Genomic DNA, 24201 nt, shown 5'->3' with positions numbered 1-24201 from the left:
CCGGGCCCTTGCCGCCTTCCCCACCCAGCAGGACGCGCTGCGCGGGGCCCGCGAGGTGGCCGATCTGAACGACTGGGCCCGCACACCCGAGAAGCTGAGCACCGGCGCGGACTTCGACCTCGACGAGTACGTCGACCGCCTCGTGCACCGCACGAACGGCCTGCTCATCCAGTCCGACAAGGGGGCGGCGCTGTGAGCCTCTTCGACCATCCCGTGGAGAGCGCCGAGACGCTGTGGCGTCGGCTGGTGGAGTACCAGCCCGCCCTGGCGGCCGCCCTTGCCCTGCACGTGCGGGAGCTGCCGCAGGACTGGCCGCAGCGCGAGCTCGGCGTCTTCCGGCCCGAGGCCGCCTTCGATCTGCCGGAGGGCGAGCTCCGGTACCGGGTGGAGATCGAGCCGTACGACAACTGGGAGGAGTGCGGCGCCTGCCACACCGACGGGGAGATCTGCCGGTTCCACACCGGCTTCGAGACCGGCTACAAGGCGCTGCACAAGCCGCTGCTCGACGCCATGGCGCTCGACCCGGCGGTCACGGTGGCCGCCGTGCTCCAGCGGCTGGCCGAGGACGACAACCACAACAACGGCACGGACAGCGACCCGCAGGTCGCGCCGGAGAACACCAGAAAGGCACAGGGATGAACGACACCACGGAGAACAACCGGCCGCAGCTGGAACCCCGCCCGCTCTTCGTCGCCGTCGGGCCCGCCGGTTCAGGCAAGTCGACCGCCGCCGCCTGGTTCCCGGCAGACGCCGTGGTGTGCCTGGACGAGCTGCGCCGCGAGATCAGCGGGGGCAACCCGGGCGACCAATCGGTGACCCCGGCCGCCGTCGCCCGACAGGTCAGCCTGCTGGACGAGCACCTGGCCGCCGGCCGCAGCGTGTTCGTCGACTCCACGAACGTGGAGCCGCACGTCCGCGCGGGCCTCCTGGAACTGGCCCGTCACCACGGGCGCCCGGCCTTCGCTCTGCGCTTCCCGATCGACCTCGACACCTGCCTGGCCCGCAACGCGCTGCGGTCGAACGACCGTCGTGTCCCCGAGGCCACGCTGCGCTGGCAGCACGGCCTTGCCCAAGAGGCCACTCCGGAGGCCCTGCTCCGGGAGGGCTTCACCGAGGTGCACGACCTGCCCGACATCGACCCCACAGCGACAGGAGCCACCATGTCCATGGACGACGCCCTTGCCCCCGAGCGGATCGCGGATGCCGTCGCCGTACTGCGCAAGGCGCAGCAGGGCGACCAGGAGGCACACGAGGACCTCGGCACCTACTTCCCGGGGTACGAGAGCCTGGTGATGCAGACCGACCACCTCCGCTACCTCGAACTCGCCGCCCGCGCCGGTCTGGAGGCCACGCACCTCCTGATCATGCACATCAAGGCCGACATGTGGGGGGCGTCGGTGGACACCTACACCTCCGACCTCGGGATGCCGCTCGCGTCCGTGAGTCTCGGGGACTACGCCAGCAGGACCGAGGCCGTCCGGGAGGCGGTGCGCGCCGCGACGGACAACGGATGGGTACTCGCCGCCGAGCACCAGTGGTCCGACTTTGACTGTGGTGGCGGGGAGATTCACATCCCGATTCACGTACGGCCGACGTCTACCACCCTCTGACCGGCAAGAAAGGGACTTCATCATGCGTACCTGCACCCGCATCCAGCGCCGCCGAGACCGCGGCTGGCGCAAGCCGAAGCAGTGCGTGATCGTGGACCGCACCAGCCACTTCGGCAACCCGTTCACCGTCGCGCACCTCATGGACGTCATCGGCTACAAGGAGCCGGAGGCCCGGCAGACCGCCGTCGCCGAGTTCCGCCACTGGCTCCGAGGTGGCCGCGCCTACTGGACCTCCCCCGAGGGCGACCAGCGCCGCGAGAAGATCCTCGCTCGGCTGCCGGAGCTGTGCGGCATGGATCTGGCCTGCACGTGCCCGCCCGGCGAGCAGTGCCACGCCGACGTCCTGCTGGAGTGGGCCGCGCTCTCCCCGCTCGCCCTGGAGGTGCGCACCGCCTCGGCGCGGGCCCTGGTCGACCGGCAGCGCGTCTTTCAGGGCCTGGAGCCGATGTACGACGCCGCCGCGCTGGCTGCCGTCCTCACCCACGCCGACCTGGAGGACGCGGCGTGACGACCGACCTTCCGCGTCTGGACCGGGCCGAGAAGTACGCCACGATCGTCCACTGGATCTACAACGACCGGCGGGCCGCCCCGCCGGCGCGGGAGCTGCTGCTCGCCGTGGCGTACGCCGCCTCCATCGCGCCCGGCGGCAAGGACCGGGTGCTGAGCACCGCCGCCCAGGTCCTGGGCCGTAGGGGGAGCCGCCCGCGGTTTGACGCCCTGGTCGCCGCCGACGCGCCCCGCTACAAGCCGCCTCGTGAGGCCGACGACTGGGGTCCGGGAGAGGCGCCGCGCTGCGAGGCTCCGCGTCTGCGTCCGTACGTCTACCGGCCCCGCATCACTGTCACCGGGCCGGAGGAGGGCACGGTGCCCCTGTGGCCCCAGGTGTCGCCGTCGCCGGTCCTGCACGCCGCTGCGGGGTTCAGCCCGCCGCCCGTTGACTACCGCAACGCGCAGGGGGTGTGCGGGGCCAACTCCCACCACAAGGTGCTGGAGCTGGACCCGCGTACCGGCTGGACGATCGCGCACTGGTTCTGCAAGCGGCACGTCGGCCACGCCGAGCGCGTGGCAGAGCAGGTGCGCGAGCAGAACGCGGCCGCGCCCGAACCGATCCCGAACGCCGGTGGCCTGCTGCCCGCGTACTTCAAGGCTCAGTGGGAGAAGGTCTACCGCCACTACGCCCCGGCCCGCTGGGAGCCGCCGTCCTACGGCCTGTCGGCCGACGACTGGCCCGACCCCGGCAACCCGCCGCCGGTGCGTTCCCCGCGCCGCCTCCGGGCGGTCTGACCCGCACGTTCCGCACACCACCCGGTCCCCAGTGCCCTCCACGACGAGGACCGCTCGGGACCGGGTTTATCTGGCCAGATAGACCGCCAATAGAGGGCCGGGGAACCCCAGCCTGGTTCATCCAGCACCGCACTGCCCGCAGCGAGGCCCGGGGCGACCACTGCCCCGCCGTCGCCGGTCGCCGCCGTGCGGGAACAGTCCCGGGGATCGGTGGAACCGTGGTCATCGGTGAGAACCATCATGGTTCGATCGCATCCCGTCGTGACCAAGCAAGCTGATTCCCCACCTGTTCTCCCCATGGTTTGAGAATGATCGGATGCATCACCAGTTCTGACCAGCTCCATTGAAAGGAACAGCATGAACGAGCCCGTGACCAACAGCCTGCGCCCCCACACCTGGTCCTCGGAGCAGTCCGTCGCCTACGAGGCGGCCATCGAGGCGATCAACGGTGTGGTCGGCGCCTATAGCGCCCTCATCGCCGACGCCGAGTCCCGTCCCGGCACGGACGAGGAGATCGCCGATTACCGGCGGCTGCGCACCGCGTGCCAGCAGGAACGGCGCGCACTGAAGGCCGAGGACACCGAGCAGATCGCCCGCGTCCGTGCTGCCTACTCCGCCCGGCTTCACGAGCTGACGGGGTCCGGCGCATGAGTCAGGAGGACGCCACCCGCTACCAGCTGCCGGCGGACGAGAACCGGCGCATATTCGCCTCCGACATCGTGCCGGACCACCTGACCGGCCCCATTCCCCAGGACCCGGCCACCGCTGTCTTCCTGCTGGGACAGCCGGGTGCGGGCAAGACCAGGGTGGCCCAGCTCATCGCCGAGCAGCTCGACGCCCGGGGTGGGTTCGTGGACGTCGACAGCGACCTCTACAAGCCTTATCACCCGCAGTACGCCCGGCTCATGGCCGAGGACGACCGGCTGATGACGCTCTACACCGGCAACGACGGACGGGCCTGGATGCGCCAGGCCCAGCAGTTCGTTCGGGGAGAGGATCCGCTCTCCGGCGGCCGGAAGCTCAACGCGCTGGTCCAGGAGATCGCCATGGACCCGCAGTTCCTGGCCGAGACCATGCGGAAGTACCGGGAGGTCGGCACCCGCATCGAAGGGTGCGTCCTGGCCGTCGCACAGGCACTGAGTGAGCAGGGCATCCTCAACCGCTACGCCGAGCAGGTCCGCGACCGCGGCCAGGGGCGGCTCACCGTGCCGGAGAAGGCACAGGCCTCCTTCACTGGCATCCCGGTCTCCTGCGAAGTCGTCGTGCGCGAGGGGCTCCTGGACGTGGGAACCGTCTACCGCCGGGGCGAGTCCACGCCCCGGTTCGCGGCCGACGCCTCCGAACTCGCCCGCGACCCCCTCGCGTTGCGCCGGGCCGTGGAACGGGAGCGCGACCGGCCCCTGACGCCGGAGGAGGCCCAGGACTTCCTCACCGTCCAGGCGAAGCTGCGGCAGGCCCTGCCCGCCGACTTCGGGCCCCAGCTCGACCGTATCGACGCGCTGGCCGCCCCGATCCTGGCACCGCGGCCCGGCAGCTCGCGCGTCTCGCCCTCGGCCGCCCGGTCGCGCAGCGCCTCGGCTTCCAAGCGCCCGGCGAACCCCGGACAGAGTTCGGCGCCGACGGACCGGGCCGTGCCGCGACACGGCCCAGAGGGCCCCGAACAGCGTCGCGGGCGCACCAAGTAACCCGCTCCTGGTGTGATGCCCCGAGTGCGGCACCACACCGGCGCCCCTGGAGCCCTGCGGCGCAACACGGCAAACAGGTCTGCCAGGCCACGAACACGCACCCACCCACCACTCGTGCTGACCGGGGCTCCCGTCCTTGGCACCACCACGCCCGCTACAGCCTGATCCATTCGATAAGCGAGACCTTCAGTCTGGCGCCCCGGCCTCGTACCGGGGCGCCAGACTCCGTTACTGAGAAATGAGGAGCACCATGAGGATCAACGGCATCGACGGCTTCCATATCGTGCAGGGGAACCTTCCGTGCTTTCACAGCGGGTTCACCCGGTGGATCGAGCAACGGGCCACGGACCAGAGTTACCCGGCGCTGGTCGAGATGCTTGGGATCGCGGCCCGCGACCGCGACCTCACCGAACATGTCCGTCTGCCGTAGCAATACGAGCACGCCCCCCGAGAACAGGGCCCGGCCGTACGGTCCGCCCAGGGGTGAAGAACAAAGAAGCTGTTCCTGGGGGCTTACCCGAAAATGCCCGCCGGGCGGGGCCGTCGGGGGAGCCGCGGTCAGCGCCGGGGCGCTGGAAAAGCAACCGCCCCCCACCTGTGGGTGGGGGGCGATCGATCCCTGCCGGCCGGGTCCGGTGTTTGTCCGTTCCGTTGCAGCGGAGCGGCCGTGCCCTGGCCGATGTACCTGCTGGCACACGGCCAGGGTAGCGAAGTGCCTGTTGCCGGGGGTGTGTTCGCTTCTACTACCAGCGGATGTGGAGGGCTTCGAGAGCGGCGACCTGTCCGGGGGTCAGCTCTCCGTTCTTGTGGCGGGTGCGCTGGACGCTGAGCCAGGCGTCGAGGCGGCGGCCGTTGACGAGGGTGTTTTTGGGCGGGCGGAGGTGGCCGTGGGCGGCGTGGTACTGGCGGGCGTCGTCGAGCCGGTCGTGCCAGGCGCGTTCGGCCCGCACGTCGGCCACGCCGTGGCCGGGGGTCCAGTCGATGCCGAGTTCGTTCAGGGCGGCGGCGCGTTCGGGGGGCAGGGTGTTGTTGCGGTGGGCGGTGCGCTGGCGGGACAGCCACACGGGCAGGTCGGTGCCGTCTTGGACGGTGCCGGCCGGGGGGCGCAGGTGTCCGTGGGTGGCGTGGTAGGCGCGGGCGGCCTGGAAGGACTGCTGCCAGCGAGCGTCGGCCGGGTCCCATTCCATGTCGAGTTCGTCCAGGGCGGCGATCTGTTCGGGGGTCAGTTTCCCGCTGCGGCGGGCGGTGCGTTGTTTGGCGAGCCAGTCGCTCAGGCTCCGGGCGGCTGGGTCGGTGTCGGTGTCGAGGGGGCGCAGGTGGCCGTGGAGCTGGTGGTGGGCGCGGGCCTGGTCGAGGTTCTGGGTGAAGGCGTCGGGGCGTGCCGGGGTGGGGGTGCGGGCCTTGGTGATGCGGTTGTTGAGTGCGCTGGGGGACATGTCCAGGGCGGTGGCGAGGGCTTTTTGCTCGACGCCTGCTTCGACCAGGGCGAGCAGGGCGGTGGCGGGCGGTTTGCCGCGCTGCTGGGGCAGGGCGAGCAGGGCGGTGATCTCCTCGTCGGTGGGTGGGCGCCGTGCGGGTGCGGCGGTCCAGATCATGCCGAGTTCGTCCAGGGCGGTGCGGCGTTCGGGCGGCAGGGTGCGGGTGCGGCCGTTCCTGTCCCGGACGCTGCCGGTGTTCAGGGCCCGTTGGTAGGCGATGAAGTCGCCGAGGTTGTAGCCCTCGGGGTCGGTGAAGGTGGTGGGGACGTCGAGGCCGCCGTGGCGTTCGCGGTAGCGGCGGCAGGCGGCGAGACCGTCCTGGAAGCGGGCTTCGCGGGGGTCCCAGATCATGCCGAGCTCGTCCAGGGCCCGCACGACGTCGGCGTGGACGTCGCCGTGGGCGTAGCGGTTGCGGCGGGTGGTCAGGGCGTTGCCGAGCCGGTAGCCGTCGTGGGTGGTGTGGTCGCGGGGGACGCGCAGGTGGCCGTGGGCGGCGTGGAAGTCGCGGGCGGCCTGGATGAGCCGCTGGTTGGCCTGGTCGCGGGTGTTCCAGACCATGCCGAGTTCGTCCAGGGCGGCGATGCGGTCGGGGGGCAGGCGGTCCTTGGCCCGGGTGCGGCGCAGGACGTTGATCTGCGTGCCGAGGCGGTAGCCGTCCTCGTCGCGGTGGGCCTGGGGCACGTTGAGGTGGCCGTGGTGGTCGCGGTAGGCGCGGGCGCGGGCGAGCACGGTGTCGAAGCGGTGCTGGTCGGTGTCCCAGATCATGCCGATCCGGTCCAGGGCGGTGATGCGGTCGGCGGGCATCCAGCCCTTGCGGTGGTGCTGGCGGGCGTTGAGGATCCACTGGCCGAGCCGGTGTCCGCTGTCGGTGACGTGGCGGGAGGGGACATCGAGGTGCCCGTGCTCCTCGTGGTAGCGCACGGCCTCGTGGTGCCCCTCCCACCAGGGGCTGGTGGTCTGCTGCACGAGCAGCAGCTTCATCCGGGCGAGGAAGTCCTGGCTCGCGCCGGGCGGCAGCATGAACGTGATCTTCTCGGGGAGCTGCGGGTTGACCGAGGAGCCGTGTGACCGCTGGTGGTCGAGTGCGGCACCGAAGCCTTCGTCGTGGGCGCGCAGGGCGCGCACGACCTGCCACAGTGTGTCGTAGGTGCCCGGATCGAGATCGCCGATCTCGCCGTCCTCGTCGGGCACGATCACCGGCACGATGATGGTCGACGGTCCCGGAACCTGCGGGTCGCGGCGCAGGGCGCGCCCCACGGCCTGGGTGATGTCGACCACGGACCGTTTCGGGTGGGCGAACAGGATTGCGTCGACGGCCGGGAGGTCGACGCCTTCGCCCAGGCACCGGGCGTTGCTGATCACGGACCAGCCGTCGCGGGTGTCCCGCAGCCGGTCGAGCACACGGTTGCGGATCCGGTGCTCCATCCTGCCGTGCACGTGGCTCGCGTACAGGCCGTCCTGGGTTCCGGGGGCGATGCGGGCCAGGTTGCCGGTCAGGGTCCGGGAGTACTCGGCGGCCGCCTCGATGCGGGGGTGGAAGGTGAGCACGCGGCGGATGCCGTACTGTTCGCGGGCCCGGCCCAGGGCGACCTGGGCGGCGATGGTCTGCAGCGAGGGCCCGCCGGCCTGTTCCACGTACTCGACCCGCTCGTCGGCCAGGAGCTTGCGTGCCGTGCTGTCCGGGATGCCGATCACCGCGATGCGGTAGTCCTCCAGGTAGCCCTCGGCGATGCCCCGCGCGAAGGAGTACCGGCCCAGGACCGGGCCGAACACCTCCACGTCGTTCATGCCGACCATCTCCACCGAACCGTCGGCGAGGATGAACCGCAGGTCATCGCGCGGGGTGGCGGTCATGGTCAGTCTCCGCCGGGACGGGAGCCTGCCGGGCTTGAGGATCTGCCGGGTGGTGAACTCCACCCGTCCCGCCATGTGGTGCCCCTCGTCCAGGATCACCAGGTCCAGCGGCGCGGTCGCCTCGACCGCGTCCGCCAGGCGGGGCCCGGACGCGTACGTGCACAGCACCAGCCGCAGGCTCGCCGCTGGCGGCCTCCTCAGCCAGGACGTGATCGCCCCGGTGTCCGTGGTCACCGGCACCGGCAGGTCCTCGGCGTGCACCGCGGCGTCCACGACGCTCTCGTCGCCGCAGACCACCAGCGCCTCCAGCGCCCGGCGGCCGTTGCGGCCCCAGGACGCCAGCGTCTGCGCGGCCAGCGCCAGGGACGGAACCATCACGGCGACGGTGCCGCCCTCGGGCAGCAGTTCCTCCGTGGAACGCTGCCCGACGACCGTCTTCCCGCTCCCGCACGCCATGTGAATCTGGCCGAGCCCGCCATCCCTGAGGCCCGCCACCACCGAATCGGTGATCTCCTGTTGGTAGGGGCGCAGTTCCATCACACCGAGGGGCAAAGCCGCTGTCATGCCGCGGCCTTGCCGGTGCGGGGGGTGCGGTTGCCGGAGCCGGGCCGGGCGGCGAGCGCGGCCCGCACCTCCCCGGCCAGGTAGTAGGACTGAAGGCGCCCGGAGTCCGGGTTCGGGCCGTGGTAGAACGCCTTCACCTTGAGGCGGCCCATCACCACCGCGGCCGCCTTCGCCGGCTGTTTCGCCGTCGACTTCAGCTCATCGCAGCCGATCTCTTCCAGGGTGAGCGGCTCGTAATGGTCGACGATCTCCTCCAGGTCGATGCCCTCGACGCAGGCGGCGATGTCCAGGTGTCCGTACTCGTCGACGGGGTAGCCGTCGAACTCGCCGTCCTCGGGCTCCCGGGGGCCGATGAACTCGTCCCCGCACAGCGCCACGTCGGCCGGGAGCGCGTTGTCGATCGCGGTCCGGTAGGCCCGCTTGATGGCGTCCAGGGCGCCGGACTTCTCCAGCAGGTCCCGCCACTCGGGCTCGCCGCCGACGTAGTCGAGGACCTCGACGTCGGGGCCGGTGGCATGGGTATCGATGAGGCTGGACCAGGTGCCGTACCTGGTGGTCATGAGGTGGCTCCTTCTTGTCGTGGAACGTGCGGTGGCGGACGGCGGGCGGGTATCAGAGCGCGGCAACGGCCACCTTGATGCCGCTGAAGACGCGGGCGACGAGGTCGACGGTGGTGCGGGTGCCGTCCAGGAAGCGGATCTCGTGGGCGTCGGCGCCGTAGTGCCGGGCGTGCAGGCGACCGTCCGCGGTGTCGAACCAGACCTTCTCGATCGCGTCCAGGGCCCGGGTGGCGCGGCCGTTGGCGATGTCTCGGCCGTCCAGGGTCGCCCCGCAGATGTTGCCCGTGCCGTACCGGGAGACGTCGATCCCGGTGTACTGCTCCCAGTCGTTGAGGTAGACGCGGTCCATGCCGTTCTTCTGCCAGCGGCGGCCGCCGATCGCGACGAGGAGCTCGGCGGTGAGAACGACGGTCCGGGCCCTGCGGCCGGTGCGGCGGGCGCCGATCTCGACGCAGCGGGCGAGAGAGGCGGCGTCGACGACCCACCGGCCGGCGGTCTTGGCGGCAGCGACGACACCGGCACGGCACCAGCCGCGGACGGTGGCGACGGTGACGTTCGCGGCGGCGGCAGCAGCGGTGGTGTCCATCGGGATGTCCCTTTCTCGTCGAGCAACGGCCCCCATAGTGTTGTACGTACAACGCCATGGTCAAGGAGGCGTCACCCGGAAGAGTGAAAAGGAGTCAGGGGCACCATCGGATCCCCCTTCCCGGCCGCCGCACCCCGCCGTCGGTGCGCGGCCTCCCGGCAGGGACCCCACCTGCACCTTCCCGGCGCCCGAGGGCCAGAGGCCGGTCCGCCCGGCCGGGAATGGCCGCCCGACACGACCGGATACATCTGTAGACACCTGTATCCGGCTTGTGTCAGGGTGGCCCCGTTCCCACCGAACGCAACGGGGCGGCCGACGCCGATGCGACCCGCCGTCAACCGCCCCTCACCGGAGAAAGGACCTCCCCCGATGAACGCCACCGTACCCGTGCACAACTCCCGGGCTCTGGCCGCCTACCTCGCCGAGCACGACATGCCCGGCCGGCGCTCGATGACCGCCATCGACAACCTCCGCCGCGCCCGCGCCAAGAACCGCCCGGCCCCGGTCCCCGCCACCCGCCCCACCCCCGCCGACCGGCTCCGCGTCAGGCTCACCCGGCAGGCCGTCGCCGAGATCGCGCGGCGCGGCGGCGAAACCTACATCGAGGGCGAGAAGGGCCGTGTCGCGGACACCCTGTCCATCACCGAACGCGACAAGGCGACCGGGACCATGCTCCTGCGGGCCTCGGGGTGGCGCTATTACTCCCGCGCCTTCGGCTCCCGCCACGTCGAACTCGCCTACGTCTACGGCACCGACGACGCGGGCCCCTGGGCCGTCCGCGTCCCCGGCACCATCACCTCCCTGGCCAAGGCACTGGAGTGGATGGAACCCGCCGAGGTCACCAAGGCCCGCACCAGCGGGCGGCGGGTCCGGCGTCAGGGCGACATCTACGCGATCGAGACCACCCGCGCGCACGACGGCAAGGGCAGCGAGAACCTTCCCGACGCCCACGAGTGGCGCCCCGGCACCCGCTATCTCGTCCACCGGCCCGAGGACGGCCGCCGCCACCGCCCCCTGAAGCTGACCGTCCCCGTCCGCTTCGTGCGCCAGCGCGTCCTGGAGATGGGCCGCAGCGGCCACCGCGCCTACGGCGACTGACCCCCGCACCCAAGAAGGGGGCGGCCGTCCGCTGCCCCTCCCCCACCCGTCGAAAGCAGGGACCCCGCCCATGGCCGACACCCGCATCCAGACCCGCGTCTCCGAGACAACCGCCGCCTGGCTCGAAGACCGCGACCACCGTATGAACACCGGCAGCCCCCACCTCCAGGCCAAGATCGAGCTCTCCTTGTGGCAGGACGCCCTCGCCGCCGAACTGCGCCGCATCCGCCTCACCCTCAACCAGGCCAACTGCATCGCCGACATCCTCAACGGCTCCCTCATCACCCCCGGCGTCGCCGGCAACGTGCCCGCGGTCTACTTCGAGGTCACCGACGCCTTCCACCTCGTGCGCGAACAGCCGATCCCCTACGACGAGAACCTCTACGGCACCAAGTGGGGCATCGACGAGGAACGGCTCACCGACTACCTCCGCAGCCTCGGCCCCACCGCCGACCACGCCCTGCACGACGCAGTCGCCCGCTGGTGGGAAACCGACGCGGACCCCACCGTCGAGGGCTGGGCCGGTGTGGGACTCACCGTCGTCCCCGACCCGGAACCCGACACCACCGAGTGAGAGCAGCACCCGAACCGGCATGACGGCGAAGGGGGTTCCGCCCCGTGGGCGGAACCCCCTTCGCCGTCTCCGGGTCGCCGCCCGGGCACGCTCTGTCGCGGCGGCTTCCCTGGACAGCTTTCGGCCCCGGTCACCTCGATAAGGTGACCGGGGCCGAAAGCTGTCTGGTCAGAACAACCGGCTCTACTCGGCGGGGTCTTCCAGCGTGAAGTCCTCCCGGCATTCCCCGCACATGATGCGGCGGCGCTCCAGCGTCTTCGGGGAGACCCGGATGACCGCGGGCGGCTCGCACCGGCAGACCGCCTTGACGTAGTTGCGGTTCTCTTTCTCCTTCTTCCCGGTCGGCACCTCGCCGCTCCCGCTGGCGTCGTCGGTGTCCGAGTCACTGGTGGTCCCGCCCTTGCCGCCGCCGCGGCTGCGGGTGCCGACGATTTCGGGGGTGCGGGTGGCGCGCATCGCCTTGTCGAGCGCGGTGATCTCCTTGGCGTACGTCTGCGCCGCCTCGTCCCCCAGCTCCGTACCGGCGAACCCGTACTTCTTCTTCCACTTCTCGCTGACATCGGGCCGCTCGACGAGCCCCATGGCCTCGGCCGTCTTCCGGAACTCCTTGTTGTGGTACTGGCTCGCCGAGCAGTCCTTGACGCCGCGTGCCTCGTTGGCCGCGTGGGCGGCCTCGTGCAGGAGGTATCCGAAGACCTTGGGGGCGCCGTCGGCGAGTGACTCGGCGGTGACGAACACCTCGTGGTGGACGTCGTCGCCCTCGCGCAGCCGCCACCGGCGGGGCGCGAAGTGGGCCAGCTCGACCGCGCTCGCGCGGCCGCCGGTGGCCATGCTGATGACGGCCTCGGGTACGTCCGTGTGGCGGGCGCGGATTGCATCCCAGGCCTCCACGAGGGCGGAGGTGATTCCGGCGGCGATCTTCGCGACAGTCACCTCGGCGGGCAGGTCGGGTACGACCTCCAGGGACGGGGCGGGTGCGGGCTCGGGAATGACGGCGACGGCTTCGGTAGGCATGGCTTCACCCTATCCGAATCTCACCTCTTAAGAGGTGAGATTCTGGGGTGAGTTGGCGGCACGCTGCTCCAACTCGTGCCGGATACGGCCTGCTGGTGGCGGGTGGAGGAATGCACCCGACTGGCCGTCCTCATGGCCGACCGCAGCATCGAGCACCTCGTCGTCCCCGAGGCCCGGTCCCCTGAACAGCAGGGCGCCGACCTGGAGGCAGAGTTCTCCAGCGAGCTGGAGAACTCCTACGTCCGGATCGCCGCGGCGGGCTCCGATCCGGAGTGCATCCTGCCGAGCATGCTGATGGGGATGGCCGGAAAGCTGGCGATCCTCGCGACGGATGTGTCCCTGCGGAGCAACCGGGACGCAGCTGCGGTGATCCGGTCGATCGGCGGCCGGTAGCGGGGTCCACGAACGCCGACGGGCCGCCGGGGGAAGTTCCGTCCTGGCGGCCCGCCCTTGTGGCTCTGCGTCAGTCGGCGTGCGTCCAGGCGCTGGGGACGAGACCGGGCATGCGGTGCTCGACCTGGTGTTCTCCCTTGGTGCAGCCCCCGAACGGGCCGGTGGAGCTGCGCAGTTCCCGCAGGGCGGGGTCCAGGTGGTCGCGGTGCCACACCGAGGGCCCGGTGTAGCCGCAGGACGCCGGGTCGGTCAGCTCCTGCCAGGCCAGCCACATCGCGTGCAGCCGGGCGATGGCCACGGGGTGCTCGAACCACAGGTGGCACCAGCGGGCATCGGCCGACGGTTCGGCGAGGTAGCCGGGTACCAGCACCCCCTCGACCCATTCGATCAGCGCCCGCAGCTCGTCGTCGTACTCCGGCGGGTCGAGCAGCAAAATAAACGGCGGGTACTGCCACTCCTCCTCTTCCTCGTCGCCCTCCTCGGCAGCAGCCTCCCCGCCGGCCGTCTCCTCCTCGTCGGCGGAGGCCTCGCCCGGCTCCCCTTCCGCGTCCCCGGTCAGCTTCTTGACCAGGGCGGTCAGGCTGGCGACCTGGGCCTTGAGGTCTTCGATGTCCTCGAACATGCCGACCGGCACATTCAGCTCCGGACCCTTGTCCGGTTCATCGTTCACGGCGGGCCGCCTGCCGTTCCTCGTACGCGACGACCGCGCGCTCGGTGATCGCCTTCTCCTCGGCCTTCATCTGCGGGCCGATGTGCGCCATGGCCTGCTCGGCGTACCAGGGCCGCAGTCCGATCTGCGCGACCGGCATGCCGGTGGACATCAGCAGTGCTGTCCCCTTGCGCATGGCGCGGATCTCGGCGGGGTCGAGTACCTGCTCGCGCTGCTCGGACCAGGACCGGCTGCCGCCGTCCTTGCTCTTGGAGTACGAGCCGCGCTCGACGTGGTGCGCGCCGGTCAGGGAGCTGATGTCCTGGGCGAACTTGGCGTCGTCGATGCCGACGCCGATGACCTTCTTCGTCGCAGCGGACCACATGGCGTCCATGCCGACCTCGCCCCATGCCTTCACGCCCTGGCGGTAGGACTGGAGGATCACGAACGGGGTGATGCCCCGGGATCCGAGGTGGCTGTAGAGGTCGGGCAGGTCGGCGATCTTGCAGATGTTCGCGGCCTCGTCGAGCACGGCGCGCATCGGTTCGGGCAGGCGGCCGCCGTGGCGTTCGCCCGCCTCGGCGCCGGCGGTGAACACGGCGTCGGCGACCGCTGCGACGAGCGCCGACGACGGGCCGCCCTTCTTCGACAGCAGGTACAGGGTGTCCTTGCTGGTGGCGAAGTGCTCGGGGTCGAAACGGGCCCGGTCCTTGTCCGGGGTGACCCACGCGAGCACTTTCTCGTCGCGCAGCGCACTCATGGCGGTGCGGGCGTTCTGGTAGATGCCCGACTGGGTTTCCTCTGCGATGTTGATGGAGGAGTCCACCTGCTCGGCGAGCACCGGCTCGTGCCGGTACAGCACCCGCAGCGGCGCCTTCTCCTTCGGGTCGGACAGCCACTTCATGACCTCGCGGACGGTGGCCCCTTCCCACCACGCGGCCCGGAAGAGGCCGGTGAGGAGGTCTCCGGCGGCCTGGGACCAGAAAGGATCGGCCTGCTCGGAGGTGATCTGGCTGACGAAGTGACTGGCGAGGCGTTCGGATCCCTCCAGCGTCTCGGCCAGGGCGACCAGGTCGATCCACACCTCCCGATTGGCCTGGGCGACGCCCTGGGTGTCGAACAGGAAGGTCTGCCCCACCCTGGCCCGGCTCGCGAGGGTCGCGGCGTAGACGTCGGCCTTGTTGGAGGTCATCAGCAGGGCCGCGGGGGCTTCCTCGGCCACGGGGATCGCGAGGCTGGTCGACTTGCCCGCGCGGGGCGCCATGATGGCGACGTAGGTGTCCTCGTCGCTGCCGCGCAGCTCCACCCCGGAGGGGAGGTGATCGCCGAGCAGCACTCCCCGGTCCTTCGCCGGGATGTGCTTGGGGTCGGCCTCCCGGAGCGAGACCCGCAGCCGGGTCGCGGCACGTGCGGCGTGCCGGGGCGTGAGCTCGCGCACCTGGTACAGGGTGGCCAGGCTCGACGGATTGCGGAACCACCGGAACGAGATTCGCAGTCCCCAGACGACGAGGGCGACGACCACGACGTCGAGCAGGGACGCTCCGACGAGCGAGGCCGTCTGGGAGTGCGGCCACACCGCCGACCAGTCCGTGGCCATCCGGTAGACCGTCAGCGGGGCGGCGGGGGCGACCGGTTCACCGGTCAGTACCGCGCCGGCCGCCGCCCCGGCCCAGCTCGACGCGCCCAGGACCACCGCGCCTCCGCCCAGGATGCCCCCGAACGCCCATGCCCGGTCGCTGTCCGTCATCATCGTCCGCCACCCCCGGTGGTCGTCGCCCTGCGGCGGTTGCTGTCGGTGTGGTACAACCGCCGCTCGGTCGCGGTGAGTTCCAGTGCGGCCGCGATCCCGGGCCGCGTCCCGATCTTGATCAGGTACTTTCCTCGGCCCGGGTGGCGGACCCCGTCCTCCTCCGGGCCGTTGCCGTCCCCGCGGTGGGCCGAGCCATCGATGTCGAGGCCGGTGGACGTCGCCGACGACCACGACGCGATCATCATGCGCTCCTGCTCGGTCAGTGACCGCTTGCCCGTCACCCGCATCAGCTCCTCCGCTGAGGAGGCCCCGATGACCCACGTGTCGCAGCGGTCCATCAGACCGCGGGCCTTGGCCCGGTCGGTCTCGGTGGGCAGGGCCTCGGTGTCCAGCAGGGAGTGCGTCACGTAGATCGTGACGTCGTCGGTGGTGCGGTTGAGTCGGGAGATCGCGTCCATCGCGTCGACCAGGCCTGGCCCGGAGCGCAGGGCCCGCCACATCTCGTCCATCGGCAGAACGAGTTTGCGGTCCAGCAGCCCGATGGACCGGGCGGAGTCGATGCTGTTGTAGGTGTAGGCCCATGTCGCGATCATCCCGGCGGAGAGCACATCGTTGCCCCGTGCGCGCAGGGCAGAGATGTCGACGGAGACGGCGGGGGCGTCCAGGGCGAGCGAGGTGGTGGTCGGGCCGTCGAAGAGGCCCTTCAGGGGCCCCCCGATCAGGTTGTCGAGCCCGGCGATGACCGACCGCGTCAGGTCCTGGTAGCGGTCGCCGCTGGCGGCGAGCTTGGCCCGCAGCTCCTCCGGGGCGGCCCGCAGCACCTGCACGACATCCGCGACGACCGGGTCGTCGGCAGGGTCCTGGGCCGCGGCGGCGACCTGGACGGCGGTGTCGAGTGCGGAGCGCTCGATCTCGTCCGGGGTCCGGCCGAGCCCGTGCTTGGTCGACAGCAGCGCCACCAGCGTCTCCAGGCGGCGGCCGTTGAGGATGTCGAGCAGCGCTTCGCGGCGGCCGGCGGGCAGATTCTGCACCTGCCCCTTCAGGGGGCCGGAGTCCAGCGGGTTGATGCGGCCGATGCCGTCGCCGATCCGGACCACGGACCCGCCCAGCTCGGCGACCAGGGTGCTGTATTCGCCCTTGACGTCGCCGGGGATGCACACCATGTGCCCGTAGGCGGCGTAGACCAGGCAGATCCGCTTGACCAGGGCGCTCTTGCCCGCGCCGGGCTGGGACATCACCCACACGCCCGGGTTCGTCGTCAGCTGTCCGGTCCAGCCGGACGGGTCGATGCACACGAGTTCGCCCGTGAGCACGTCCCGCCCCACGGGCACGCCGTGGGGCGGGAGCCCTGCCCCGAGCAGGAACGGGTAGATCGCACCGGCCTGTGTGGTCGGGCCCGTGTAGACGGTGCCGGTGTCCTCCACCGGCGCCCGCCCGCTGAACCGGCCGCCCCACCCCATGCGGGGGGCGAACCGGTTGCGGAGCTTCTTTGCCGCTTCCCGCTCCTGGCGGGTGGCGGGCTGCTCGCTCGCCGCCGTGACCCGTCTCGGCGTGGTCACCGCCGGCGGTTTGTTCCGTGCCATGAACGAACGTCCCTACTTCACGAGCGGGTTGTAGCCGAGCGGGAGCCCCGCGGCGAACACCGCGGCCTGGGCCCCGTAGGCGGGGCGCATCCGGATGCCGCGCATCGCCTTGATCGCACGGTCCATCTCCTGGCGTGCGGCGGGCAGGTCGGCCGTGCGGCGGGCGGTGATGGTCACCATGAGCGTCCAGTCGACGACCTGCGCCCCTCCGGCGGCCTGCGCGGCGGCCTGTTCCGCCCTCTGCATGTCGGCCTTCTGCGACCATTTCGCACGGCCCTTGACCTCCGCGGTCGCCCGCGCCCGGTTGGTCGCGTTGTCGATCTCCCGTTCCAGCACCGCTTCGCCCTCGTGCGGGTCCAGCACCCGGTAGGCGAGCGTGATGCGCCGCTGGAACCGGCCCGGGGCCAGCAGGGGCAGCAGCACGCTGTAGGGGATCGGGCGCCGCGGCATCTCCCGCAGCACCCACGACAGCGACACCGCCCCGTCGTGGGCGTACTCCTCCCACCCGTCGTCGGCGGCCTGCGGCCCGCACTCCGACCACGACAGTTCGGAGAAGTCCTCGTTGCGGGAGTTGAACGTGTCCGGGTCGTACGCGCCGCGCACCAGGCGGCGCAGGTCGACGTCGGTGGCGCGGCGCTGGATGTCGGTGCCCGTGCCGGACAGGTCGATCGCGTAGACCGCCTTGAGTGTCTCGGCGACCTGCTCGGCAAGGTCGGTGGGGGGGTTCACCGATGCGCTGGGGTCCACCGTCACCGACATCCACGGCGCCATGCTGGCCGTGGCTCGGGGAGTGGTGCGCACCAGCTCGTCGACGAGGTCCCGTGCCAGCTGGGGGGCACGGGCGTCCTTGCGGGCCTTCACGTCGTCACCCAGCGCCTCCCCGGCGCCCGGGGTGATCTGGATGGTCACGCTCGCGCCCTTGATCTGGTCGTCGGTGCTCATCGTGTCGAGCACCGACGACCAGTTCCGCAGACCGCTCTGCACGGTGCCGGTCGGGGCCATCAGGCTGCCGCCGGGAGCCAGCAGGGTAGTGACCGTCATCCGGCCGGTGGCCCGGTCGTGCACAACCCCGACCGGGCGCCCGGTGTTCGGGTCGTGCGCCTTGATCAGGGTGGAGGACGCCCCTACCCCGGGCAGGTCGAGCGCGTAGGGGTGGGGCAGCAGCACCCGGCGGAAGAGGGTCGCCTCGGCGCGGGTGGCCCGCTTCCACGCGAACTGCGCCCAGTAGTACGACAGGGCGGACATCCCGTGACGGCGCGCGGCGGCCAGGCCGAGCAAAGCGCCGGTCACCGGCAGGGTGACCAGCAGCGTCATCGGCTGCTGCGTGCCCACCAATCCCACGCCCACCAGGACGCAGGCCCCGGTCAGTGTCGCCGACTTCGACAGGCGGCCGAACCCGTAGCTGTGCCGGACCCGAAAGCCGCTGGCCATCAGCGCCTTGGGTACCTCGTGCGTACTCATTGCTGTGTGCCCCCTGATCCGATTTCCGCGGACGCCCCCTGGATGGTGTCGTTGACGCCGTCGATGACCTGGATGCCCGCGCTGACCGCCACTCCGGCCGGTCCCGCGACCGCTCCCGCTTCGGTGCTCGCCCCGGCCTGGGTACCGGTCTGGGCGGTGGTGACCCCGCCCATCCCTTCTGGCCCGGCCGGTGTCTGGGAGGGCAGCTGGGCCGACGACTCGTTGCGGGCCGCCTGCATCTGGGCGGGACTACCAGGCTCACCGCCACCCGAGGGCGGAGGGTCGTCCGGGTCGTCCGGGTCATCCGGGTCCGGATCCGGGTCCGGGTTGGGCATGCTCTGCGCGACGAACTGCGCGTGCTGCACGGGGCTGTCCGGCCCCGCCTCGCCGCCCTCTCCGCCCTTCCCGCCACCGGCGAAGAACCCGGCGGCCGCACCGAGCGCCCCGCTGGCTCCGCCGGCTGCCATTCCTCCGCCGACCGCCGCACCGAAGGGCGCGAAGATCCGGGTGAGGGGGCCGGGCGCGAGAATCCCGAGCAGGAGCGTGGCACAGCCGCGCAACCACTCCGTCAGCGTTGCGGCGTGCCCGAATTCGGTGAAGCCGGTGCAGACGATGACCGCCAGGATCGGCTTGTACGCCACGATGACGAGCCCCGCCGTGATGAGCTTGGGGGCCCACTGGCGGGTGGCGTCACCCCCGGCCCGGCCGCCTCCGGCCACGGGCAGCAGCAGGCAGATGATGGGGATGGCGCTCTGCCGCAGGAACACCATGACCAGCTGGATGAAGCCGACCAGGAGCAGGATCACCAGGACCCCGGCCAGGGTGACCGGGTTGGCGACCGTCATCGGCACCATCACCGTGATGATCCGCTCGAAAGCTTTCCCGTCGTCCTCGAAGGCCGCTTCCACGAGTCCGTTGGTGAGGGCGTCCCCGGCCTTCAGCAGGATCGCGAACATGCCCACCCCGCATGCGGACAGGAAGATGTTCTCCACCCAGCCGCCGGCCGAGCGCCAGATGTGTTTGGCCTGCCCGGTGACCGCCATTTTCCCCATCTGCCATGTCACCCCGCATGCGGCGATCACCAGCCCGAGCCAGACCAGCATGCCCGCCAAGGTGGCGTCTCTGCCGAACAGCCCGATCCCTGCCAGATCGACCGACGGCCCCAACAGAGCCACCGTCAGCACCTTTTTCAGGAGCCATTTGGCCACGTCCCCGGCCGACTTGATGACATCACCCAGGGCACTGTCCCAGACCGCGTCCCACGCCTTGTTGACCGCTTTCTCCGTGGCCTGGCCGACCTTGTCGCACAGAGTGCTGTCGGTGAGCTCCATGACCACGGCCGCCAGCGGTCCCGGGCCGAGCTTGCAGGCGACCTTGGCCGCGCCGCCGATCACACCGTCGGCGGCGGCGGGCGCAGGCGCGGCCACGGCCAGGCCGAGCACCGCGGCCAGGGCGACCAGGAGCGCAGCGATCCGGCGCTTCACGACGCCTCACGGATGGCGGTCCACCCGGCGGCGTTGAACTCGGCGTCCCCCGGGGCGACCATCTTGGGCTCGTCCTGCCCCCGCACGGCGAGCTGGGTCTCGGCGGTCGAGGTCGAGGTCAATTTCCAGTCGCCGTCCTCCCACTCGGCACCGACCAGGGAACGGGTGTAGGAGCTCGACTCCTTCGCGGTCTCCCCGTTCCTCTGCACGACCCTGGACAGCAGCCAGAGCCCGGCCTGGTCGGCGGACGACTTGATGACCTGGTAGGCGACCACGGTGCTGCGCACGTACGCGCCGGGCGGCAGAGGCTGACCGGCGCGCACGCCCATTTCCCGGGCCAGCGCCTTGTCGGCATCCGCGCCGGCCAGTTTGACCCGCTCGGCTGCGTCGTCGGACCGGTCGATCTGGCCGACGTACGAGTGGTACAAGCGCAGCTGTTCGTCAGTGATCGTCCTGGTGCTGTCCACCGAGGTCGAGCTGGCGGCGGCGAGCATCGCCGCGGCGCCCTCGGTGGTGTGTGCGAAGCCGACGTCGCTGCCGTGCTCGTCGGTGCGTTTCCCCCGCGGGAGGGACGCCCACCGCTCCGGCTCGGTCCAGTCGTCCGGGGCCTTGTATCCCGGGGAGGGGGTCGCGGAACTGGACGCGGCCGGGCGCCCGCCCTTCTCCCCTGCCGTCTCCTCGTCGTCGCCGCCGAGCATCGCGTAGCCCGTCAGCAGGACCACGGCGGCGCCGAGTCCGCCGATGGCCCACTTCGTCTTCGTGCCCCAGATCCCCGTTGTGCGTGCCATCGTCAGCTCCCCGCAATGCCGTTGAGGATGGAGATCAGGGATCCGGACAAGATGATGGCGCCCACCCCGCCGCCCATCCACTTGAACGGCTCGCTGCCTCCGCCGCCGCGGCTCTTGTCCGAGGTGGCGAGCTTGAAGATGCCGACCCCGGTCCCGAAGACACCGGCCAGGACCACTCCCCACAGCCCATACCCGAGCAGGGTGGTCACCGGACCGGACATGCCCGGAATCCGGGTCGGCTTGGCCCCGGGGATCAGGCCCGCCAGCACCATCACCTTCGCACCCATGATCATTTTCCCTCCATCGTGCGCCGCAGCTTCTCGGCAGCGGCCTGGACGTCCTTGTACTCCAGGGCCTCCTCGGGCCCCTTGACCACACGCAGAACCGGCAGGTAGGGCACCCGCGCCACCCCCGCCAGCCGCCCTTCCAGCGCGCGCACCAGGTAGCGCGCCTCGGGCGCCGGGCGGGCGGGGGCGTCGGAGGCCAGGACCAGCCATGGCCTCGGCAGGGAGCCCCAGTGCTGGAGCATGTCCTCGACCCGGGTGGCCCCGTAGACGGTGGTGTCGGCGAGCAGAACGGGCTGGGCCCCGTACGGGAGATGCTCACCGGGGGCCAGGACGCGAGCGTGCGCGCCGTCACCCGCCCCGTCGAGCATCCGGGCAACGGTCGCTATTGCAATGCTGAACCCCTGAACGGGGATCAGCGCATAGCGCGGCCCGACCGGGACACCGAGCCCCGCAGTTGAAGTCACCGATTGGGCGATCACGCCGCAACCCCCCCTATTTGCGCCTGCGTTTCAGCCACTTCCCTTAGAATCCCGTGACTGTGGAGGCTAGCGTGCCTCATTGTCAACGCGTAGTCACTTTTTGCAGTTGAGGGGGATGGATGCCGGATCCGTCAGTACGCAAAGCGGCCTCCCCCTCCCTGCTTTCCCGGGAAAATCCCGGCACCACAGGCAGTGCCGCTGGCATATTCCCGGTGAATTCACCCTCCATCGGACACGCTCGAAGAACAGCTCGACCCGACAGTGGAAGCGAACGCCACCACGGCAACTCTTACAGTTTCGTTACGCAAACTTAAGCCCGTGCGGCCCGGTCAGCCACCACACCGGCCCCCAACCCGGGCCACCACAGCCCGACTGACCGGCACACCGGCCCGCACCTGGGGTTCCACCGAAATCCGCGCCACACCTCATGGTCAAACAGGCGCGACGTGAACAAGCAGTCAACCACGGGGGGATGACACATGAAGGTGCTGATCGGCTCCGTCCTCGCAGCCATAGCCATGCTCATGGCCCTGGTCCTGGGCCTGACGATGATCGTGCTCATCGACCACGACACCGAGACCACCGAAACCACCGACGGAGGCGGCGGACTCCAGGGCGTGCCCGCCGAGTTCCGCACCTGGATCCTGAAAGCCGCCAACGTCTGCCCCCACCCCGAACTCACCCCCGCGCTGCTGGCCGCCCAGCTCTCCCAGGAATCCGGTTTCCAGCAGCGCGCCGAGTCCGTGGTCGGCGCCCAGGGCCCCGCACAGTTCATGCCCGGCACCTGGACCACCTGGGGCCGCGACGACGACAAGAACGGCGAAGCCAGTCCCTGGGACGTGGGCGACGCCGTCATGTCCCAGGGCCGCATGATGTGCTCCCTGATCCAGCAGGCCAAGAACTCCGGCTACCGCGACGACCCCCGCCGGCTGGCCCTGGCCGGATACAACGCCGGATGGGGAGCCGTCCAGCGCTACCGCGGCGTCCCCCCGATCGAGTTCGCCCGTGAACCTGGCCAGAAGGAGGGCCAGACCTACCACTATGTGAAAGTGATCATGGCCGCCATGCGCCGCTTCGAAGGCCCCGGGAAACTCCAGGTGCGCGGCACCGGAAACGGGCCCGACGCACTGCGCAAGGCCGCCACCCGGCTGGGCACCCCCTACTCCTACGGCGGCGGCGGACCCGGCGGACCCACCCTCGGGTCCTGCGACGGCACCAACGGCTACATCGGCGTCCGCTGCGCCGCCTCCGGCACCATCGGCTTCGATTGCTCCAGCCTCGTCCAGTACGCCTATTGGCCCCGCACCAAACTCCCCCGCACCGCCGCCGCCCAGTACGGAGCCACCTCCGACCGGCCCGTCTCCCGAAGCGACCTCAAGCCCGGCGACCTGATGTTCTGGGCCCACCGCAGCGGCTACATCTACCACGTCGCCATGTACGCCGGAGACGGCAAGATCCTGCACGCACCGCGCACCGGCCGCAACGTCGAAACCGCCCCCCTCAGCACCGCCATGCCCGCCGCCGACTACAAGGGCGCCACCCGCCCCTGACCCCCTGTAGGTTCCGATTTGACTTGTCGTTGTCCGGCGATTCTGTCGTCGGCTTGTCGCCTGATGGGGCAGACCCGCAGGTCGACCGTCCGACACATCTGTCGGCGCAGTCCGATCGGGCTCTCCCGCCCGAAGAATCCGACAAGTTGGTTGGACGATTCCGCCGACAAGAGTTCCGGACGGTCACTCAAAGGCGCAGGTCGGCCGGGCGCCAGCCGACAAGTCGAACTGGAACCTACACCCCCAAACACACGTGTGCCGCAGCCCCGAACAGGGCTGCGGCACACGTGCGTTCAGGGGCAGGCCTACCGGGTCTTTCCGCTCTTCGCCGCAGGACCTTCCTGCCGGTGCGCGGCCACCCCCGGCTCGTCAGGCGCCGCCCCCTTCGAAGCGGGCGCCCTGGTAGGGCCCACCGTCGAGGACTGCGAACGCGCGGCCGCCGTGGACACCTTCGGCCGCCCCACCGTCGGCGCCTTCCCCGGCGGGTGCTGCAACACGTGGCTGGCTGCCTGGACGAGCTGCGAGCCGATCTGGTCGGGCCGCACGTCCTGCCACGAGGTGTCCTTCATCAGCCCGGCCAGATGCTCCTGCACCGGCTTCCCGTCCCGCTCCATCCGGTCCATCCGCGCCACGACGATCGGCCAGTGCTTCGCCGCGATCATCAGACCGACCTCGCGCTCCTGCCCCGGCAGCGCCTCCTGCACCATCCGCACGAACCTTCCGTGCTCCTGAGGATCGAACCCCAGCTGCCGCAACGCCTTCGCCCGGTCCGACAGATCGAGATCCTTCGGCAGGTCGAGCCCGGTGGTCATCGGCCCGTACGACAACATCGCGTCCCGGCTCGGGGCCGACGCCTCGCCCGCCGCGAGCACCTTCGCGACCGCCCGGTCGACGCCGATCCCCTCCTCGTGCGCGGACGCAAGAATCGCCCGCACATCGACCCCCCGCTCCTCCAGCCTTCCCATCGTCGCGGCCATCTCCGGCCACGCCGGGGACGACAGGATCGCCTCGCGCACCGGCCCCGCCGGCAGCGTCTCCCGCAGCGCCTTCGCCCACGTCTCCGTGCCCTCGCGCGCCACCCGCGCCTCGTGCGCCGTGACCTGGTCCCGCACCGTCACGGTGATCTCACCGACGCGCGGGAGCATCATCTCCAGGTCGACCCCGGCCCGCTTGAGCGCCATCAACTGCTGGGCGAGCTGCGGCCAGTCCGCCCCCTCCAGCAGCACCGCGCTGATGTCCGGCGGCAGCGCCTTCTTCAGCTCCTCGGAGATGCCGGGCACCGCCTCCTCGACCGGCGGCAGCTCCTCCTCCTTGCCCGCCTTGCGCTGCTGGTGGCGCCGCACGGCATCCGCGATGGCCGTCATCAGACGAAAAGCCATCACGGCCGTCTGCACCGCCTCGGCAGAGGCGTCCACGAACGCCTCCCCGATCTGCTCTTCAGGGGTTGGTGTCCCCATGCCCTGCTCCCCT

The 24201-nt window shown here is 70.9% G+C and carries 24 protein-coding genes; 11 read left to right on the top strand and 13 right to left on the bottom strand.

Translation table 11 applies throughout. The annotated features are described in order from the left end of the window. Nucleotides 1–192: 192 nt before the first annotated feature. The 7 genes from ACWCXX_RS24955 (at nucleotide 193) to ACWCXX_RS24925 (ending at nucleotide 5009) form a co-directional block, all read left to right on the top strand. Complete coding sequence (locus tag ACWCXX_RS24955) at nucleotides 193–639, top strand: hypothetical protein (RefSeq protein WP_451130803.1); 447 nt, start codon at nucleotides 193–195, stop codon at nucleotides 637–639. Continuing rightward, nucleotides 636–1610: an AAA family ATPase gene (locus ACWCXX_RS24950; protein ID WP_451130801.1), complete on the top strand. Its 975-nt coding sequence runs from the start codon at nucleotides 636–638 to the stop codon at nucleotides 1608–1610. Before ACWCXX_RS24955 ends, ACWCXX_RS24950 begins: the two co-directional genes overlap by 4 nt. 22 nt (nucleotides 1611–1632) lie before the next feature. Next, complete coding sequence (locus ACWCXX_RS24945; protein ID WP_451130799.1) at nucleotides 1633–2118, top strand: DUF4326 domain-containing protein; 486 nt, start codon at nucleotides 1633–1635, stop codon at nucleotides 2116–2118. Further along, nucleotides 2115–2894 carry a hypothetical protein gene (locus ACWCXX_RS24940; RefSeq protein WP_451130797.1) on the top strand — a complete coding sequence of 260 codons (780 nt, stop codon included), beginning with the start codon at nucleotides 2115–2117 and terminating at the stop codon, nucleotides 2892–2894. The genes ACWCXX_RS24945 and ACWCXX_RS24940 overlap by 4 nt, the downstream gene beginning before the upstream one ends. Before the next feature lie 357 nt (nucleotides 2895–3251). Beyond that, nucleotides 3252–3545, top strand: coding sequence for a hypothetical protein (locus ACWCXX_RS24935; protein WP_451130795.1), 294 nt, complete (start codon nucleotides 3252–3254; stop codon nucleotides 3543–3545). Further along, the gene (locus tag ACWCXX_RS24930; protein WP_451130793.1) at nucleotides 3542–4579 is read left to right on the top strand and encodes a zeta toxin family protein; all 1038 of its coding nucleotides are present in this window, start codon (nucleotides 3542–3544) and stop codon (nucleotides 4577–4579) included. Before ACWCXX_RS24935 ends, ACWCXX_RS24930 begins: the two co-directional genes overlap by 4 nt. A 250-nt stretch (nucleotides 4580–4829) precedes the next feature. Next, nucleotides 4830–5009: a hypothetical protein gene (locus ACWCXX_RS24925; protein WP_451130791.1), complete on the top strand. Its 180-nt coding sequence runs from the start codon at nucleotides 4830–4832 to the stop codon at nucleotides 5007–5009. A 313-nt stretch (nucleotides 5010–5322) separates the two neighbouring features. Here the strand turns inward: ACWCXX_RS24925 and ACWCXX_RS24920 are convergent, their stop codons facing one another. From ACWCXX_RS24920 to ACWCXX_RS24910, 3 genes are read right to left on the bottom strand one after another with little or no spacing between them, the layout of a single operon-like run. Then, nucleotides 5323–8475 carry a Helicase associated domain protein gene (locus tag ACWCXX_RS24920; protein WP_451130789.1) on the bottom strand — a complete coding sequence of 1051 codons (3153 nt, stop codon included), beginning with the start codon at nucleotides 8473–8475 and terminating at the stop codon, nucleotides 5323–5325. After that, on the bottom strand, nucleotides 8472–9035 hold the full coding sequence (locus ACWCXX_RS24915) for a hypothetical protein (RefSeq protein ID WP_451130787.1): 564 nt from the start codon (nucleotides 9033–9035) through the stop codon (nucleotides 8472–8474). Before ACWCXX_RS24915 ends, ACWCXX_RS24920 begins: the two co-directional genes overlap by 4 nt. Nucleotides 9036–9087: 52 nt before the next feature. Then, nucleotides 9088–9621 carry a hypothetical protein gene (locus ACWCXX_RS24910; protein WP_451130785.1) on the bottom strand — a complete coding sequence of 178 codons (534 nt, stop codon included), beginning with the start codon at nucleotides 9619–9621 and terminating at the stop codon, nucleotides 9088–9090. A 369-nt stretch (nucleotides 9622–9990) separates the two neighbouring features. On the opposite strand from ACWCXX_RS24910, the gene ACWCXX_RS24905 reads away from it, so the two are divergent. Together ACWCXX_RS24905 and ACWCXX_RS24900 are read left to right on the top strand one after the other, a co-directional pair. Beyond that, nucleotides 9991–10719 carry a hypothetical protein gene (locus ACWCXX_RS24905; protein WP_451130783.1) on the top strand — a complete coding sequence of 243 codons (729 nt, stop codon included), beginning with the start codon at nucleotides 9991–9993 and terminating at the stop codon, nucleotides 10717–10719. Nucleotides 10720–10789: 70 nt separating this feature from the next. Beyond that, nucleotides 10790–11293, top strand: coding sequence for a hypothetical protein (locus ACWCXX_RS24900; RefSeq protein WP_451130781.1), 504 nt, complete (start codon nucleotides 10790–10792; stop codon nucleotides 11291–11293). A gap of 183 nt (nucleotides 11294–11476) precedes the next feature. Here the strand turns inward: ACWCXX_RS24900 and ACWCXX_RS24895 are convergent, their stop codons facing one another. Continuing rightward, entirely contained in the window at nucleotides 11477–12307 is an 831-nt protein-coding gene (locus ACWCXX_RS24895; RefSeq protein ID WP_451130779.1) for a hypothetical protein, read from the bottom strand. A 75-nt stretch (nucleotides 12308–12382) separates the two neighbouring features. On the opposite strand from ACWCXX_RS24895, the gene ACWCXX_RS24890 reads away from it, so the two are divergent. Further along, nucleotides 12383–12700, top strand: coding sequence for a hypothetical protein (locus tag ACWCXX_RS24890; protein ID WP_451130777.1), 318 nt, complete (start codon nucleotides 12383–12385; stop codon nucleotides 12698–12700). Between the two features lie 70 nt (nucleotides 12701–12770). On the opposite strand, the gene ACWCXX_RS24885 is transcribed toward ACWCXX_RS24890, so the two are convergent. The 8 genes from ACWCXX_RS24885 to ACWCXX_RS24850 are packed head-to-tail and all read right to left on the bottom strand — an operon-like array spanning nucleotide 12771 to nucleotide 21166. Further along, entirely contained in the window at nucleotides 12771–13370 is a 600-nt protein-coding gene (locus ACWCXX_RS24885; protein ID WP_451130775.1) for a DUF4913 domain-containing protein, read from the bottom strand. Beyond that, entirely contained in the window at nucleotides 13360–15099 is a 1740-nt protein-coding gene (locus ACWCXX_RS24880; protein ID WP_451130773.1) for a type IV secretory system conjugative DNA transfer family protein, read from the bottom strand. Before ACWCXX_RS24880 ends, ACWCXX_RS24885 begins: the two co-directional genes overlap by 11 nt. Next, a complete protein-coding gene (locus ACWCXX_RS24875; protein WP_451130771.1) occupies nucleotides 15096–16658 on the bottom strand; it encodes an ATP-binding protein in 1563 nt (520 codons plus the stop codon). Before ACWCXX_RS24875 ends, ACWCXX_RS24880 begins: the two co-directional genes overlap by 4 nt. 36 nt (nucleotides 16659–16694) lie before the next feature. Next, nucleotides 16695–18143 carry an SCO6880 family protein gene (locus ACWCXX_RS24870; protein ID WP_451130769.1) on the bottom strand — a complete coding sequence of 483 codons (1449 nt, stop codon included), beginning with the start codon at nucleotides 18141–18143 and terminating at the stop codon, nucleotides 16695–16697. Then, complete coding sequence (locus ACWCXX_RS24865) at nucleotides 18140–19627, bottom strand: hypothetical protein (protein WP_451130767.1); 1488 nt, start codon at nucleotides 19625–19627, stop codon at nucleotides 18140–18142. The genes ACWCXX_RS24870 and ACWCXX_RS24865 overlap by 4 nt, the downstream gene beginning before the upstream one ends. After that, the gene (locus ACWCXX_RS24860; RefSeq protein WP_451130765.1) at nucleotides 19624–20415 is read right to left on the bottom strand and encodes a hypothetical protein; all 792 of its coding nucleotides are present in this window, start codon (nucleotides 20413–20415) and stop codon (nucleotides 19624–19626) included. Before ACWCXX_RS24860 ends, ACWCXX_RS24865 begins: the two co-directional genes overlap by 4 nt. A gap of 2 nt (nucleotides 20416–20417) precedes the next feature. Then, complete coding sequence (locus ACWCXX_RS24855) at nucleotides 20418–20702, bottom strand: hypothetical protein (protein ID WP_451130763.1); 285 nt, start codon at nucleotides 20700–20702, stop codon at nucleotides 20418–20420. A gap of 2 nt (nucleotides 20703–20704) precedes the next feature. Beyond that, entirely contained in the window at nucleotides 20705–21166 is a 462-nt protein-coding gene (locus tag ACWCXX_RS24850; protein ID WP_451130761.1) for a hypothetical protein, read from the bottom strand. A 494-nt stretch (nucleotides 21167–21660) separates the two neighbouring features. Between ACWCXX_RS24850 and ACWCXX_RS24845 the strand changes: the two genes are divergently transcribed. After that, nucleotides 21661–22731, top strand: coding sequence for a C40 family peptidase (locus tag ACWCXX_RS24845; protein WP_451130759.1), 1071 nt, complete (start codon nucleotides 21661–21663; stop codon nucleotides 22729–22731). Between the two features lie 305 nt (nucleotides 22732–23036). On the opposite strand, the gene ACWCXX_RS24840 is transcribed toward ACWCXX_RS24845, so the two are convergent. After that, the gene (locus ACWCXX_RS24840; protein ID WP_451130757.1) at nucleotides 23037–24188 is read right to left on the bottom strand and encodes a hypothetical protein; all 1152 of its coding nucleotides are present in this window, start codon (nucleotides 24186–24188) and stop codon (nucleotides 23037–23039) included. Between the last annotated feature and the right edge of the window lie 13 nt (nucleotides 24189–24201).

This window comes from Streptomyces sp. NPDC001732, from assembly GCF_053596315.1.
This window is presented reverse-complemented; position numbering and strand designations above follow the sequence as displayed.

Excerpts from the sequence above, each read along its gene's own strand:
- ACWCXX_RS24950 (WP_451130801.1), top strand. The coding sequence starts at position 636 with ATGAACGACACCACGGAGAACAACCGGCCGCAGCTGGAACCCCGCCCG.
- ACWCXX_RS24945 (WP_451130799.1), top strand. The coding sequence starts at position 1,633 with ATGCGTACCTGCACCCGCATCCAGCGCCGCCGAGACCGCGGCTGGCGC.
- ACWCXX_RS24935 (WP_451130795.1), top strand. The coding sequence starts at position 3,252 with ATGAACGAGCCCGTGACCAACAGCCTGCGCCCCCACACCTGGTCCTCG.
- ACWCXX_RS24930 (WP_451130793.1), top strand. The coding sequence starts at position 3,542 with ATGAGTCAGGAGGACGCCACCCGCTACCAGCTGCCGGCGGACGAGAAC.
- ACWCXX_RS24925 (WP_451130791.1), top strand. The coding sequence starts at position 4,830 with ATGAGGATCAACGGCATCGACGGCTTCCATATCGTGCAGGGGAACCTT.
- ACWCXX_RS24920 (WP_451130789.1), bottom strand. The coding sequence starts at position 8,475 with ATGACAGCGGCTTTGCCCCTCGGTGTGATGGAACTGCGCCCCTACCAA.
- ACWCXX_RS24915 (WP_451130787.1), bottom strand. The coding sequence starts at position 9,035 with ATGACCACCAGGTACGGCACCTGGTCCAGCCTCATCGATACCCATGCC.
- ACWCXX_RS24910 (WP_451130785.1), bottom strand. The coding sequence starts at position 9,621 with ATGGACACCACCGCTGCTGCCGCCGCCGCGAACGTCACCGTCGCCACC.
- ACWCXX_RS24905 (WP_451130783.1), top strand. The coding sequence starts at position 9,991 with ATGAACGCCACCGTACCCGTGCACAACTCCCGGGCTCTGGCCGCCTAC.
- ACWCXX_RS24900 (WP_451130781.1), top strand. The coding sequence starts at position 10,790 with ATGGCCGACACCCGCATCCAGACCCGCGTCTCCGAGACAACCGCCGCC.
- ACWCXX_RS24895 (WP_451130779.1), bottom strand. The coding sequence starts at position 12,307 with ATGCCTACCGAAGCCGTCGCCGTCATTCCCGAGCCCGCACCCGCCCCG.
- ACWCXX_RS24880 (WP_451130773.1), bottom strand. The coding sequence starts at position 15,099 with ATGATGACGGACAGCGACCGGGCATGGGCGTTCGGGGGCATCCTGGGC.
- ACWCXX_RS24870 (WP_451130769.1), bottom strand. The coding sequence starts at position 18,143 with ATGAGTACGCACGAGGTACCCAAGGCGCTGATGGCCAGCGGCTTTCGG.
- ACWCXX_RS24860 (WP_451130765.1), bottom strand. The coding sequence starts at position 20,415 with ATGGCACGCACAACGGGGATCTGGGGCACGAAGACGAAGTGGGCCATC.
- ACWCXX_RS24855 (WP_451130763.1), bottom strand. The coding sequence starts at position 20,702 with ATGGGTGCGAAGGTGATGGTGCTGGCGGGCCTGATCCCCGGGGCCAAG.
- ACWCXX_RS24845 (WP_451130759.1), top strand. The coding sequence starts at position 21,661 with ATGAAGGTGCTGATCGGCTCCGTCCTCGCAGCCATAGCCATGCTCATG.
- ACWCXX_RS24840 (WP_451130757.1), bottom strand. The coding sequence starts at position 24,188 with ATGGGGACACCAACCCCTGAAGAGCAGATCGGGGAGGCGTTCGTGGAC.